At 64.6% G+C, this 14,341-nt stretch carries 13 protein-coding genes; 2 read left to right on the top strand and 11 right to left on the bottom strand.

Going from position 1 to position 14,341, the window contains the following annotated elements; genetic code table 11:
- Positions 1-7 precede the first annotated feature (7 nt).
- The 10 genes from V6657_RS30555 to V6657_RS30510 form a co-directional block, all read right to left on the bottom strand.
- Positions 8-469 carry a chromate resistance protein ChrB domain-containing protein gene (locus V6657_RS30555; protein WP_024542612.1) on the bottom strand — a complete coding sequence of 154 codons (462 nt, stop codon included), beginning with the start codon at positions 467-469 and terminating at the stop codon, positions 8-10.
- A gap of 35 nt (positions 470-504) precedes the next feature.
- A complete protein-coding gene (locus V6657_RS30550) occupies positions 505-1,095 on the bottom strand; it encodes a Fe-Mn family superoxide dismutase (protein WP_024542613.1) in 591 nt (196 codons plus the stop codon).
- 16 nt (positions 1,096-1,111) lie between these two features.
- Entirely contained in the window at positions 1,112-2,317 is a 1,206-nt protein-coding gene (locus V6657_RS30545; RefSeq protein WP_092582997.1) for a chromate transporter, read from the bottom strand.
- A gap of 18 nt (positions 2,318-2,335) precedes the next feature.
- Positions 2,336-3,301: a chromate resistance protein ChrB domain-containing protein gene (locus V6657_RS30540; protein ID WP_024542615.1), complete on the bottom strand. Its 966-nt coding sequence runs from the start codon at positions 3,299-3,301 to the stop codon at positions 2,336-2,338.
- 73 nt (positions 3,302-3,374) lie between these two features.
- Entirely contained in the window at positions 3,375-6,611 is a 3,237-nt protein-coding gene (locus tag V6657_RS30535) for a CusA/CzcA family heavy metal efflux RND transporter (protein WP_024542616.1), read from the bottom strand.
- Positions 6,608-7,777, bottom strand: a complete 1,170-nt coding sequence (locus V6657_RS30530; RefSeq protein WP_024542617.1) for an efflux RND transporter periplasmic adaptor subunit — start codon at positions 7,775-7,777, stop codon at positions 6,608-6,610. Before V6657_RS30530 ends, V6657_RS30535 begins: the two co-directional genes overlap by 4 nt.
- Positions 7,777-9,024 carry a TolC family protein gene (locus V6657_RS30525; protein WP_024542618.1) on the bottom strand — a complete coding sequence of 416 codons (1,248 nt, stop codon included), beginning with the start codon at positions 9,022-9,024 and terminating at the stop codon, positions 7,777-7,779. Before V6657_RS30525 ends, V6657_RS30530 begins: the two co-directional genes overlap by 1 nt.
- A 90-nt stretch (positions 9,025-9,114) precedes the next feature.
- Entirely contained in the window at positions 9,115-9,687 is a 573-nt protein-coding gene (locus tag V6657_RS30520) for a sigma-70 family RNA polymerase sigma factor (protein WP_024542619.1), read from the bottom strand.
- The gene (locus V6657_RS30515) at positions 9,684-10,130 is read right to left on the bottom strand and encodes a periplasmic heavy metal sensor (protein ID WP_024542620.1); all 447 of its coding nucleotides are present in this window, start codon (positions 10,128-10,130) and stop codon (positions 9,684-9,686) included. Before V6657_RS30515 ends, V6657_RS30520 begins: the two co-directional genes overlap by 4 nt.
- A complete protein-coding gene (locus V6657_RS30510) occupies positions 10,127-10,414 on the bottom strand; it encodes a CnrY/NccY family anti-sigma factor (protein ID WP_024542621.1) in 288 nt (95 codons plus the stop codon). The genes V6657_RS30515 and V6657_RS30510 overlap by 4 nt, the downstream gene beginning before the upstream one ends.
- A 315-nt stretch (positions 10,415-10,729) precedes the next feature.
- Here V6657_RS30510 and V6657_RS30505 point away from each other — a divergent pair, with 315 nt between their 5' ends.
- Complete coding sequence (locus V6657_RS30505; RefSeq protein WP_024979379.1) at positions 10,730-11,722, top strand: DNA-binding protein; 993 nt, start codon at positions 10,730-10,732, stop codon at positions 11,720-11,722.
- 308 nt (positions 11,723-12,030) lie between these two features.
- On the opposite strand, the gene V6657_RS30500 is transcribed toward V6657_RS30505, so the two are convergent.
- Positions 12,031-12,315 (bottom strand): H-NS histone family protein, encoded by a 285-nt coding sequence (locus tag V6657_RS30500; RefSeq protein WP_024979380.1) that lies wholly within the window; start codon positions 12,313-12,315, stop codon positions 12,031-12,033.
- A 296-nt stretch (positions 12,316-12,611) separates the two neighbouring features.
- On the opposite strand from V6657_RS30500, the gene V6657_RS30495 reads away from it, so the two are divergent.
- Positions 12,612-13,016, top strand: a complete 405-nt coding sequence (locus V6657_RS30495; RefSeq protein WP_024979381.1) for an HU family DNA-binding protein — start codon at positions 12,612-12,614, stop codon at positions 13,014-13,016.
- Positions 13,017-14,341: the final 1,325 nt, after the last annotated feature.

Raw genomic sequence — 14,341 nt, 5'->3', positions numbered from 1 at the left:
GGCCGGTTCAGGCCGGCATCTTGGGAGGCCACTTGTGCGTCTCGGCCTGGCAGCGTTGGCACCACGCATAGAGGGCGTCGTACATCACCAGCCCGTGCTCCAGCATCTCGTGGTCGTCGGCATACACCTGCGAGAGTCCGAGCGAGATGGCATACAGCCCGCTGGACTGCGGCGTCAGGTCCAGCCGCGACGTATCCGCGCCGCGCACGATGCGGGCCAACTGCTGCAGCGCGGCGTCCTGGCCGAGGCGGTACTTGTTGAGGAAGGCGTCGAAGCTGCACAGCTCGCCGACATGCGTAAGCTCCACACCAGGGATGTCGTACGGAATCGCACCACGTTCGTTGGCGATGCGCACCACATCGCCCGACGGTACATAGAGGAACTCCGGCGTCTCATCGATGAAGCGGGCGATCAGCCAGGGACAGGCAATGCGATCGATCTTGGGGCGCTCGCGCGTAATCCACTGCATGACAACCTCCGCTGCGATTAGTTGATGGAAAGGCACTACCGCTGCACGGTGGCCAGACGCTCGGCGACGCGCGCCCAGTGCACGTTCTGCATGAACGCGTCGACATAGGCCGCGGCCTTGGCGCCGTAGTCCATGTGGTACGCGTGCTCGTACATGTCGAGCGCCAGGATTGGCGTGCCGCCGGCCAGCGTATGGGTGTGGTCCGCTGCCCACTGGTTGACGAGCCGCCCATCACGCGGCGAGTAGGTCAGCAACACCCAGCCGGAGCCGCCGCCAAGCGCCTTGCCCATCGCTGTGAATTCGGCCTGCCAGCGCTCGACCGAGCCGAAATCGCGTTCGATGGCAACCTTCAGGTTGCCCCCCAACGGCCCGCCATCCCCAAGGCTGTCGAAGTACACCTCGTGCAGGATCATGGAGTTCGTGGCGATCAGCTCTTCACGCTTGAGGCCGTTGAGCACGAACCCCGCAGCCGTGGTCACATCGAGCGCCGCAAACGCCGCCGCGATGGCATTCAGGCGCTTCACGGCGCCGCCGTAGTTGTTCTCGTAGTGGCTGGCGATCAGCTTCTCCGACAAGCCGGACAGCTTGGTCGGATCGCATGCCAGCGGCTTCATTTGGGTAGTCATGGTCGTCTCGCCCGATTCAGTGGTGGAGCAGTGGATACACCGCCAGGCCGATCAACGCGGCGCCGGCCACGATCACCGGCTCCGTCAGCTTCTTGAACTTGAGCAGCAGCGCGACCGTCACCAGCGCCAGCAACACCGTCGGCACATCGACGATGGAGCGCTTGGCCAGCACGATCACCGCGCCGGTAATGGCACCCACGGCGGCGGCTGTGACACCGTCGACAAACGCCAGGATGGCGGGCAGCTTGCCGTACTTCTTGAAGTACGGCGCCGGCAGGATGGTGAACAGGTAGCACGGCAAGAACGTGCCAGCCGCTGCTACGCAAGCGCCGGGCAGGCCCGCGATCAGGTAGCCGATGAAGCCCACCGTGATGACCACCGGCCCCGGCGTGATCATTGCCACGGCCACCGCATCGACGAACTGTTTATCGTTGAGCCAGTGGTGTTCGGTGACCACGCCGCCATAGAGGAATGGCACGATGGCCAGGCCCGAGCCAAACACGAAGGCGCCCGCTTTGGCAAAGAACACGCCGATCTGCGACAGCAGCGGCCAGTCGATTGAGCTGAAGATGCCGCTGGCCGCCGGCAGCGGTGTCGCGGCCAGCGCATTCACCTTGCCCTGACGTACCCACTTGGGCGGTGCGCGCCAGAACCAGACGAGCACACCGCCGGCCAGGAACAGCCAGGCCACTTCCGATTCCGTGATGACGGTGACGGCCGCCAGCACCAGGTAGACCGCCCACAGCAGCTTGTCCTTGCCAACGCTCTTGGTCGTCAGCTTGTAAGCGCTGATGGCGATGATGCCGATCACGGCCGCACCGACCCCGTAGAACACCGACTGCATCCAGGTCAGGCCGCCGAAGCGCACATAAGCCCACCCCAGCGCCACCACCATCAGGAACGACGGCAGCACGAAGGCGATGCCGATCAGCGTTGCCCCGAGGATGCGGTAATGCACATAGCCGAGGTAAATCGCCAATTGCGCGGCCAATGGGCCGGGTGCCAACTGTGCAAGCGCGAGGCCTTCCTTGTAGTCAGCCTCGGTGATCCATTGCTTCGCGTCCACCAAGTCGCGGCGCATATAGCCGGCCAGCGCCACGGGGCCGCCGAAGCCCAGGGTGCCGAGCCGCACAAAATACAGCACCAGTTGCCAGAGCGTGTAGGACGGGCGTTCGTGGTGAGGCTGCGGTGGCGTGGGCGCGGTGGATGGGGTCGTGTTCATCATGGTTGTGCAGTGAAGTCAGCTTGGTTTGCGGCTGCCGGAGAAGTGGGCATAGAGGGAATCGAGCACACTGCCGATCTCTGTCAGCAGCGCGTCGTCATCGGCCAGTCGTTTGCGAGCGCCGGCCAGGATGGCTTCGAAGCCGCCAGCTTCCGGCACGGTGGTGCCGCCCACGTCCAGCGCGTGCACGACCGCGCCGAGCCGGGCGAGCCCGTGATTGCCGTCCAGGCCGAAGCTGGCGAGCAGCACCTCGAACGACACCCGGTCGCCGACGTGCGTGAAGGTCGCACCGTCAAAGTCGAAGCCCAGCGCATCTGCCGGGCAATCGGCGGGGCTCTCCAGCCAGAGAAAGCGCGCGTGCGGATCGATGAAGCGCTGGATCAGCCAGGCGCTGGCAACGCGATCGACCCACAGATGCTGGCGTGTGGCCCACATACGGCCCTGATACTGCGCAGGGTCGCGGCGCGGGATGCTGCCGGCGGCCGCATGCGGCTCACCCGGCGATTGAACGGCAGTGACGGCGCCCGCAAAGTCCCGCCACTGCGCCTGCGCACGGATCGACGCCTCGTTGGGGAAGAAGTCGATCTTGCGGATGGCCTCATAGGTGCGGGCGTGCCGACGGTGCAGGCGGTTGAGTTCCGCCGCGGCCAGGCCGGGGAGCGTCTTGCGGGCATCCGACAGCTCGGCCAACCAGTCCGTGTAATCAGGGGTGCGGTCGAATAGGGCCTGATAGATCGCCGCCTCATCCGGCCCTGGGGCCTGGACGTGCAGCAGCCAGGCTTGGCCGTTTTCCCGTACGACTTCGTCGGCCAACTCGCGCAACTGGGGGGCTTGTTCCGCGTGGGCAGGCAATAAGTAGGCGCCGTCGCGCAGGGCGGCACAGCCCAGCGCCTTGAGCGCGCGCCAGACGCGCATGCGCGCGGTTGCGCTCGCGGTTGGCAGGCTGACGATCAGCAGGAGCCAGGAATCGAGAGGGGCAGTCATGACGGCAGCTTAGATTGCCGTATGCGACGCTGCAATGATGTAGAGATCGCTACATCAATACGGCTGCCCCCCGTTATGGCTGCGCTTCGAGTACCCCCTGGTCACCCGACTCGCGGCGGGCCTGCCGCCGCAACACCAGCCCGCAGAGCGCGGGTAGCACGAACAGTGTCAGGACGGTGGCGGTGACCAGGCCGCCGATCACCACCGTCGCCAGCGGCTTCTGCACCTCGGCGCCGGTACCCGTCGCAATCGCCATCGGCACGAAGCCGAGCGAGGCAACCAGCGCCGTCATCAGCACAGGCCGCACCCGTTCCATGGCCCCTTCGACGACTGCCGCATCGGGCGCCATGCCATCTTTCAGGCGCTTGCGGATGGCCGAGATGAGCACGAGCCCGTTGAGCACCGCCACCCCCGACACGGCAATGAACCCGACGGCAGCGGAGATCGAGAACGGCATGCCGCGCAGCAGCAGCGCAAACACGCCGCCGGCGAGCGCGAGCGGCACGGCGGTCAATACCGTCGCCGTCAGCATGGCGCTGCCGATCGCCAGATAGAGCGTGGCCGCGATCAGGATGAAGCACGCCGGCACGATGATCGCCAGGCGCTTCGTCGCCGCCTGGAGATTCTGGAACTGCCCGCCCCATTCGATCCACGAGCCGGTCGGCAGCTTGACCTCGTTGGCGATGCGCTTGGCAGCATCGTCGACGAAGCTGCCCAGGTCGCGCTCGCCCACGTTGGCCTCCACGTAGATGCGCCGCTTGCCGTTGTCGCGGCTCACTTCGTTCAGACCTTGGGTGAAGCGGAATTGCACCAACTGACGCAGCGGTACCGATGCGCGTGGTTGGCCATCAGCCTGTGGCAGCATGACCGGCAGCGCGCCAAGCACATCGAGGTTGTCGCGTTGCTCGCGGGCCAAGCGGACCACGATATCGAAGCGCCGGTCGCCATCGAACACCTGACCGGCCGCCTTGCCGGCCAGTGCGGTCGACAGCGTGTCGGCCACTTCCTTGACGGTCAGGCCGTAGCGGGCAATCGCGGCCCGGTCGAACACGATGTCGAAGGTCGGGAAGCCGCCGGTAAGCGGCACACGTACGTCGGCCGCACCCGGCGTCTTGCGCAGCACCGCCGCAACGCGCTGGGCCGTGGCCGCGAGCTCATCCAGATCCTCACCGTAGATCTTCACAGCCACGTCGCTGCGCACGCCACCGATCAGCTCGTTGAAGCGCATCTCGATCGGCTGTGTCACGTCGTAGTTGTTGCCGACCATCGCGGCGGTCTTCTGGCGGATGCGCTCGATCACCTGTTCCTTGGTGGTCACCCCCGCCGGCCATTCGTCCTTAGGCTTCAGGATGATGTAGTTGTCGGACGCGTTGGGCGGCATCGGGTCTGCCGCCAGGCTGGCGGTACCGGCCTTCGAGTAGACCGTCTTCACTTCCGGCAGCGTCATCACCGCCCGCTCCAGCGGCAAGTCGATGGCCACCGACTGGTCGATCGACGTCGACGGAATGCGCACGGACGAGAGGTTCAGGTTCTGTTCGTCCAACGTCGGCATGAACTCGCGGCCGACGAAGGCAAAGGCCACGGCGGCCAGCGCGAGCGTAAGCGCACCCGCCCCAAGAAAAGGCAGCGGACGCCTTACCGCTGCTTGCAGCCACGGGCGATACCGCTGCTTGGTGGCCGCGATCACCCGCACTTCCTTCTCTGCGACCTGTTTGCGCATCAGCACCGCGATCATGGCCGGCACGAAGGTCAGCGACAGCACGAAGGCTGACGCCAGCGCCAGCATCAGTGTGATGACCATCGGCGAGAACATCTTGCCCTCGACGCCCTGGAAGGTCAGGCACGGCAGGAAAACCAGGAAGATGACGAGCTGGCCATAGACCGTGGGGCGGACCATCTCGCGCGACGACAGCACCACTTCGTCCAGCCGTTCGCGCAGCGTCAGCAGGCGGCCCTCCCGGTGCTGGCGTTCGGCCAGCCGGCGCAGTGTGTTCTCGACGATGATGACGGCACCGTCGATGATGAGGCCAAAGTCCAGTGCGCCCAGGCTCATCAGGTTGCCGGAAATGCCCAGCGCGTTCATACCGATTGCGCTGATCAGCAGCGACAGCGGAATGACCAGCGCCGCGATGGTCGCCGCCCGCACGTTGCCCAGCAGCAGGAACAGGATCACCACCACCAGCAACGCGCCTTCGGTCAGATTTTTCGCCACGGTTTCGATGGTGGCCACAACCAGTTGCGAGCGGTCCAGCGTCGGCACGATCACCACGCCCGGCGGCATCGTCTTTTCGATCTGCTTGAGCTTGTCGCCCACCGCTTGCGCCACCGTGCGGCTGTTGGCGCCCACCAGCATCAACGCACTGCCGACCACAGTTTCATAGCCGTTGCGGCTGGCTGCCCCGGAGCGCAGTTCGCCCCCGACCTTGACGACAGCAACCTGGCCGACCGTGATCGGCACGTTCTGCCGTTGCGCAATGACCGCGCGTGAAATCTCGTCCACCGAGCGGATGCGGGCGTCCGCGCGCACGAGATACGACTCGCCCGAGCGCCGGATGTAGTTGGCGCCGACCGAGAGGTTGGCGTCTTCCAGCCCCCGCGCCAGTTCAGCATACGAGATGCCGTAGGCCGCCAGCTTGGCCGCGTCGGGCTCGACCACATACTGCTTGACGTAGCCGCCCAGGGAATCCACGTCGGCCACACCGGGCGTGGTGCGCAGTTGCGGCCGGACGATCCAGTCCTGCACCGTGCGCAGATAGGCGAGCTTGGAGACCTGATCGGTCAGCCGTTCTCCCCGGTCCGTCAGAAAGCTGCCGTCGCTCTGCCAGCCGGGCAGCCCATCCTTGATCGTTGCGCCTTTGCCATCAGGGTGGGCATATTCCACGCTGTAGTGGAACACCTCACCCAGGCCGGTCGATACCGGTCCCATTTGCGGCTCGGCCCCTTCGGGCAGGCTCGGGCGCGCCTGCGCCAGCCGCTCCGACACCTGCTGGCGCATGAAGTAGAGGTTGGCACTCTCCTTGAAGATCACCGTGACCTGGCTGAAGCCGTTGCGCGAGAACGAACGCGTGCTCTCCACACCGTTCAAGCCGGACAACGCGGTCTCGATCGGATAGGTCACACGTTTCTCAACCTCCACCGGGCTGAGCGTCGGCACCACGGTATTGATCTGGACCTGCTTGTTGGTGATGTCGGGCGTGACGTCGATCGGCAGCAGGTTGAGCTGCCAGGCGCCGACTGTCGCCACCACCGCCGTCAGGAACAACACGAGCCAGCGCAGCCGGACCGCGCCGTTCAGAATGCTGCCGATCATTCGTCGTCCCCGGCGCCTTTGTTCATCTCGGCCTTGAGCAGGAAGGCGTTGCGCGTCGCCACCTGTTCACCGGCGCGCGCACCCGAGAGAATCTGGGCGGACCCGCCACTGCGGATGCCCACCAGCACTGGCTGGGGCCGGAACCCCTGCGGCGTGCGAACGAACAACACGTCGCGCCCGTCCAGGTTCTGCACGGCATCCTCCGGCACCGACAGGGCAGCGGGGCCGCTCGTGCGCGTTTGCAGGCGCACCTGCACGCCTTCGCCGATCACCAGCTTGTCCAGCGCTTGCGTGGGCGTCAGGACCACAGTCGCGGTGCGGGCGCTGCTGTTCACCGTCGGCGTCACCGAGTGCACCACGGCGGGCACGGGCGAGCCGCTGCCCAGCAAGATCACCGCAGTGTCGCCGGCCGCCACGCGGGCGGTATCAGCGGCCGTGACCGAAGCCTCCACCTGTGCCGTGCCGCTGCCTGCGACCCGGAACAGTTCGGCCTGAGGCTGCACGAAGGCGCCCAGCGTGACGGATTGCGCCGTCACCCTGCCGGCAATGGGGCTGGTCACCGCGACCGAGCGACCGTCGCTGGCAAGATGCGCGGATTGCGCCACGGTCGCTGCGCGCTGCGCCTCGGCATTGGCGACTTCGAGCGCGGCCTTGGCCGCTTCCATCTCCTGACGCGGCGTGACGCCTTGCTCGTACAGTGCGGCTTCTCGTGCGTAGGTCTTGCGCGCCAAATCGGCCCTGGCGGCGGCCACCCGGCGCTCTGCAGCCATCGCGGCCGCCTCCGGGCTGTCCACCAGGGCCAGCACGTCGCCCGCACGCACGACCTCACCAAGCCGGCGGTTGATCCGCTGGACAGCACCCGACGCGCGGGCAATGATCACGGCCTCGCTGCCCGGCGCGGCGACCACCGTGGCGGGCGCAAGGATCTCCGCGCCCACGCCAGCCGTGGCCACCGGCTCGACCGCGATGTTGGCGGTGGCCAGGTATTCGAGGGGAACCTTGACCTCAGTGGGGGCGGCTTTTTCGGGCGCGGCGGCTGTCTTGGCCGCTGGCGCCGCAGAATGACTGGGCACAAGCCCGCGCGCCACACCGAACCCCACCAGGGCGGCCACCCCGGCAATCCCGGCGATCAGCGGCCAGTTGGCCGAGCGGAGGTTGTCTTTCATCATCGAGCTTCCTCAAAAGCCAGGCGGCCGTCAGCCTGTGCCAGTGCGGCCAACGCGCGTACGCGCGCGAGGCGCGCGTCAATCGTGAGTTGCCTTGCTTCAAACAACGCGCGCCGGACGGCGAGCAGTTCAATCAACGGGGTCTTGCCGGCGTCGTAGCCGAGACGGCCCAGGCGATAGGCTTCGGCGGCTGCGCGTTCGCCTTCCGCCGCTGCGGCGAGGCGTTTTTCCGAAGCCGCAGCCTGAGCCTGGGCGGATCGTTTTGCCGCAGATGCTTCCAGGCGCACGGTGTCCAGCCTGGCTTCTGCGGCGGCGGCACGCTCGACCGCAGCGGTCACCGCGTGCGTGTTCTGGTCAAACAGTGGAATCGTGGCCGACAGGCCCACGACGTAGCCACTGGCATTCGTCCAGCCGTAGCGGCGCACGCCTGCGCTGACGCCAACCTCGGGAACCCACTTCTTGCGCTCGACCTCGACCTGGGCGCTTATCACGTCTCGCTCGGCTTGCGCCGTGACGACAGCGGGGGCTTCGTCCGCCGCGCCCGACGAGGCGGGAGGTGCCGCCGATGTGGACAGAAGCGAGCCAGCCAGACGGGTGTAGGGCTCGTCAGAGCCGGCCAAGGCAGCCAACTGCTCCAGCGCTTGCGTCGCGTCCGCGCCAGCCGCATGTTCAGCCGCAGTGGCGGCGGCGACGCTGGCTTGCGCCTGGGACACGCGCAACGCAGCTTCCTTGCCGGATTGGACTAGCGCGCGGGCCACGCGAAGCTCCTCGCGCGCGCGCCCGAGGTCTTCCGCAGCCAAGGACTTTCGCGCCAGCATGGCCTCTGCCGTCGCATAGGCGGTCGCCAATTCAGCCGCGTACGCGATCTGCGTTTGATGCTCGCGCGCTTGTGCGGCGGCGAAGCCGCGCTGCCCGGCTTCGATGCGTGCGCCACGCTTGCCGCCGATCTCAATCGGCTGTGTGATGGAAAAGGTGTTCTGGCGCTGGCTCACGCCATCGCTCTGCGGAGCCCCCAGATTCTCGAACACCGACTCCGCACGAGGGTTGGGCCACGCGCGCGCCTGGGCGGCATCGGCGCCAGCGGCCAAGACGTTGGCGGCCTGCACGCGCATCGCGGGCGCGTGGGCGAGCGACTGCTGCAGCAATTCTGTAAAGGGCGGTGCCTCGGCCGCCCAACCAGATGCGGCGGACAAGGCCAGCGATGCGGCAAGCACGCTGAGGGTATGGAAAGAGGACACGCGGGTCATCGCCGGATTTCTTGAGGGAAGCAGAAGCCGAAGACGGCACAGATTGGTCAATACGGCGCCCAGCGCGGCACCCCCTCGCGCCCGTCGAAATTATTCGGTGCTGCGGGCGTCGATCAAGGCAGCCAGCTTGGCACGGGCGCGGCCAATGCGCCCCTCAATGGCCTTCGGCGTCATGCCAAGTGCGGCAGCCGCCTCCGGCTGCGACATGCCGACGATGGCGGTCAAAACAATGGCTTCCCGCGAGTTCGCATCGAGCCCGTCCAGGACAGCCACGACGCGTGCCAATTCGCGCCGGGCAGAAGCACGGCGCTCCGGGCCCGGGTCTGGATCGGCCAAGGCAGGGCGTTCGGGGTCCGTCAGATCCTCCGCGCCGAACAGGAAGTGCCGCACGCGCCGGAAACGGCGCAGGTCACGCATCTTGTTGAGCCCGATGTGGAACAGCCAGGCACGGAACGGTCGAGCCTCGTCGTAGTCCCCCAGCGCGCGCCAAGCTGCAACAAAGGTGTCCTGCACGACATCGTCGATATCGGTTTCCGGAATGCCAAAGCTGCGGCCAGCCTGCGCCAGGGCGGGGCTATGCCGCCGCACCAGGATGCCAAACGCATGGTGATCTCCCCGAGCGGCGCGCCGGGCGAGCACGCCGTCCGCTTCCGTACTGGTCACTGCGAACCACGGCGAAGCGCATCAACCAGCACGCGGTCATAAGCAGGCCGGTGCTCGGGCTTCAGGCCCGCGCGCATCTCGAAAACGTGGACCAGCGTGGCCCGCTGCAAATCGGCAGCCGCGCGTTCCACTTCCTGGGTGGCCGCCTCGACCTCTGGCGACCACGTGGGATTCTTGGCAATCGCGTCAGCGAGTTGACCGTTGGCCGTGCGCAGCCGGGTTTCGATCTCCCGGCGGCGTTGGGCGAAGGCCTGTTCCTTCATGTCGAGAATTTCACGCTCGTTGGCGTCCAGCGGCACCGCCTCGTGGAGCATCTCGTGCAGGTCGGTCCGGTGCTCCTGCGATGGGTGCGACAGGAAGACGACGGCGCCGGCAATGGCCACCCCCACCAGAGCGCCGGCTAGCGTTGAGAGGGAAAGACGTCGGGTGCGTGGCGTCATCATTCACCGATCAGCAGGCCAAACGGAGAAGCGGCAGACGGTGTGGCAACCCAGGTTGGGCCCGGCTTGTTCAAGACGGCGGTCGCCACGCGGTCGATCACCGTGAAGGCCACCAGCGCAGCGATGGCGGCGCACAGCATGGCACGCCGCGCATCATAGCGGGCGACCAGCACGTCGGGCGCGGGCTCGGCTGCGAGCCGTTGCTGGATGCGCGCGGTACTTACCGCAGACGGTGCTTCATGGGTGATCCTGGCTGCGTCGGCGAGCCATTGGTCGAGGTCGGCCATTGCTGATCTCCTTGGTGGTTGCCCTGTATACGGCTCGCGCATGCAAATACCCCCGGGTGGCTTCAGAAGGCACCGGCAATCGCGGTAGGCCAACTGCCCCGTCCCGCAATTGGGCAGCACCGAGAATACGCGGCCTTCATCACTACATCCGGCGCGTTTCGTACCGGATTGGGGACCACCAGGGCGCCATGACACCTCTCACACGTGATAATCCGCCATTATCACATGTGAGATTTCGACTCAAACCAATCACCTTGACGCGTCAATTAGGTACGTATATACATGGTACGTACCACAGTATCAAATTCTAACGCCATGGCCCGTGCCGGACTCAGTCGTCTTGACATTAAGCGTGCTCGCGATTCGCTGCTCGCCAAGGGACAACACCCCTCGATTGATGCGATACGTATCGCGCTGGGTAACACCGGCTCGAAGACGACGATCCACCGCTACCTGAAGGAACTGGAAGAAGAGGAAGGCGCGGCGCTCAAGCGGGCCGGCACCACCTCCGACGCCATCCTGGATCTGGTGGGCAGATTGGCGGCGCGCCTGCACGAAGAGGCGCAGGCGGTGGTCGACCAGCAGGTCACGGCCGCCACGGCACAGCGCCAGCAAGTCCGGGCAGAGGCCGACAAGCTGTCCGCAGATCTCGTCGCGCTTCGCGCCGAACTGGCGCAGGCTCATGCCACCATTGCCAAGGAGCGGGCCGCGCACAGCGACACGCAAGCGGCGCTACAGCAGCGCACCATCGAGGCGGAGCGCTCTGCGCAGCAGGTTCAGGACCTCACGGCCCGGCTGGCCGAACATGAAGGCTTCCGACGCTCACTGGAGGAAAAGCTGCAGCACGCCCACCAGGCGCTGGACCACTTCCGCAATGCTAGCAAGGAGCAGCGGGATCAGAACGCGCGCCGGCACGAGCAGCAGGTCCAGCAACTGCAGGCGGAAATCCGGCAGGCCAACCAGGCGCTGATCGTCAAGCAGGGAGAAATCACGCAGTTGAACAGGGATGGCGCGAGGCTGGTCGCCGAAGCCGGGGCCACAACGAAGCGTGCCCGCGAACTGGAAGCACGCGGCGAGCAAACACTGGCGGCGCTGAACCAAGCGCACGCCGACCACACGCGGGCGGAGACGGAACGGGATGTGTTGCGCGCGACGGTGCAGGTCCAGGCCGATGAGCTTGCGGCCTCGCGTGCGGAACGTGAGCAGACGGCGACGGAGTTGGCCAAGCTGGCAGCACGGCTCGAAGCCCAGCAGACGCTACTGGCTGACTACCGGGCGCAGCTCGGAGTAGCGGCGCCGGCGGCATGAAACCGCCAGATTCTGCATCAAAAGGACGACTGCCGCGAAATTGCTGAATTTCCAAGTCACTGATCTAAAAAGGAAATTCAGACGAAACCGCCAGATTTTGCGCGAAAAGGACGACTACCCCGTTCAGCGCGATCAACCTCGACCACGGCGAGCAGTTCTGCATCCATTAAGTCCCCACAACAGTTGGCGCGTGGTGTGGATCGCAACGTCATTTGACCCATTTTGACGCCCGCAGCGCGCAGCGAGCTTCACCGGCCGGCGAATCGCTGCTCTGTGCAGATCTACCCAAGCGAGAGTCGACGCTAGCGTTAGGCGATCAGGAATCGGTCCCGGTTCTTACCGATCCACGCAGGCGCCCGACCGCGCCCCGACCAAGTCGCCCCTGTTTTCGGATCCTGGTATTTCGGTGCCACAGGCGTTTTACCGTGCGCCTTCCGTACACGCTTCACCCCCAGATCCTCAACGGTGAGGTCATAGTCTTGCATGATTTGGCGGATCTGTTGAACGACCTGTTCCACCTCCGCCTTGCGCGCGGCTTCAATTTGCTCATCGAGAGCAGCCTTCTTGGCCATCAATTCTTTATAGGTTGCCATGGTGTTCCTAATTTATGCCGAATGTGAAAGAGGTGAGTTGAATCCTTGCCTGCCTCTTTTGCGCTCAATTAGCGCAGCAGCGAGACTACCAGCAATTGAGCCACCCGAGGGATCCAGGAAACCGGCACCCTGCCCTGCCCTCTTAGAATGTCCTCCAGCAGAGACATTGATTTGCGATTGGAAACTTCAGCCGTAGATCGCCAAAAAGGCTTTGGCTTTGCTATGCTTGACACGCGAAAAATCGCACTGTCATTCGCCATCCTTGGATGGTTAACTTTCTGAAAACTACTCACTCCATGGCGACGAAAACCAAGACCGCAGCAAAGAAAGCCGTACCGGCAAAGAAGGCAGCACCAGCAGCCAAACCAGCCGCCGCTACTGCGATCAAACCGTTGAAGGACACTTTCACGAAAGCCAGCCTGGTGAGCCACCTCGCTGAGAAGGCAGGAGTCGAAGCCAAGGCGGTCAAGTCCGTACTTCAGCATCTGGAGAACACCATCCTCGGCGCGGTCCACAAGAAGGGCGCTGGCGAGTTCTCGCTTCCCGGCCTCTTCAAGGTGACCTCCGTGAAGGTGCCGGCGACCAAGCGTCGTTTCGGCAAAAACCCGTTCACGGGTCAAGAGCAGTGGTTTGAAGCCAAGCCGGCCACTGTGCGCGTCAAGGTTCGCCCGCTGAAGAAGGTCAAGGACGCAGCGCTGTAAATCCATTGCAACAAGCTAACAATACGAACGGGAGGCTCTGCCTCCCGTTTTTTTATGGTGTTCGCTTGCATCCGCCTTATTCGTGCGATGCGACTGCCTCGCTATGCCAGCCTGGCAGATACGCGTCGTAGCGTGCGTGTTGACTTGCCAATCGAGGGTGGGCCCGAACCCATGCAAACAAGGCCTCCCCCGCCCGGGACTTGAAAAAGTAGTCCCGCCGTACCTGTTGCGCGACGAGCAGATGCGGGGGGAGCAACGCAATTCCAAAGGCCTCGCTCAGTTGTTTCACATCCGAATCTGAGAAGTCGGTCAGGTCTAGGCGAGGTTCGTTGTCGTACTTAACAAGCCACCATCCCTGGTTACGCGGACGATTCATAGGGTCGACGGGGGCGAATTTGCGCAATCCGCAGACCCCGAGAGCAACACCGCCCGATCGGCTCTTGCACGTGATGTACGGGCCGTCAGCGCTTATCAGCCCCTGGAACTCCAAGCCTCGAACAGACTCGTTGTGGAACATTCGATTGTTCACGCTTCCTCCCTTCCGTTTGTCAGCATGCACTCGATAGTGCACCACCGAAGCACAACTTCTAGCCCTTCCCGGCGAAGTTGCGAAACGAATCAAGCTTTTCTGGCTCTCGTCACTCAGAACTATCTGCGACTCCGGCGTGCGCTGCTAGATCCTCTAGCCAACTCCAATAACGCCGCCTATCCTGGGGCACGCTAGACATTCTGCGCGAGGCGGCCACTCTGGTGCCCTACACTCAGTCAATCAAGCGGATCTGGCCGAGTCGCTCTAGGCGGTCCCGATCGGCCTGATCGCTGTTCGCCGGCGCGACTGGATGGACGGTTCCGCAAACTGTGCAGACCCAGCTCTCGGTGGTGCGACAGGGCCCTAGCGATGTCTGGCCGCTGGTGTCGAGAACATGGTCCCGCAAGACCGTACAGGTAGTACAGGCAAGCCAGCGCGTGCGTGCTTTCATGGAATCCTAGAAAAGTCTGCCTACCTGATGATAGCCCGCACGCGCGCGCGCCAAAACCTTCTGTCGAGATTCACTGAATCTTGAACCGCTCGAACGTGAGATTGGGGACCTTCACTGCTGAATTGTTCAGCGAACGTGGAACTCTTGGTTCATTGAACATGGAAGTATCTGGTGGCCGGGTCGTTGAAATTGGCACTTTCAGGCGACCTTTTCCGTTTTCCGGCTCGGGCACCCATACCGCTGATACTCGCCGAATAGTTCCTCGCGGCAGGGCTCAATCTATAGCCCGACCATGCGCAAGTTTCTTGCGGGGGCTTTGTCTGAAAAGACAGCGGATCGTGCACT

Origin of the sequence: Ralstonia sp. RRA (assembly GCF_037023145.1) — a bacterium.
Taxonomy (GTDB): domain Bacteria; phylum Pseudomonadota; class Gammaproteobacteria; order Burkholderiales; family Burkholderiaceae; genus Ralstonia.
The sequence above is the reverse complement of the archived record's forward strand: the minus strand, read 5'-3'. Positions and strand labels throughout refer to the sequence as shown.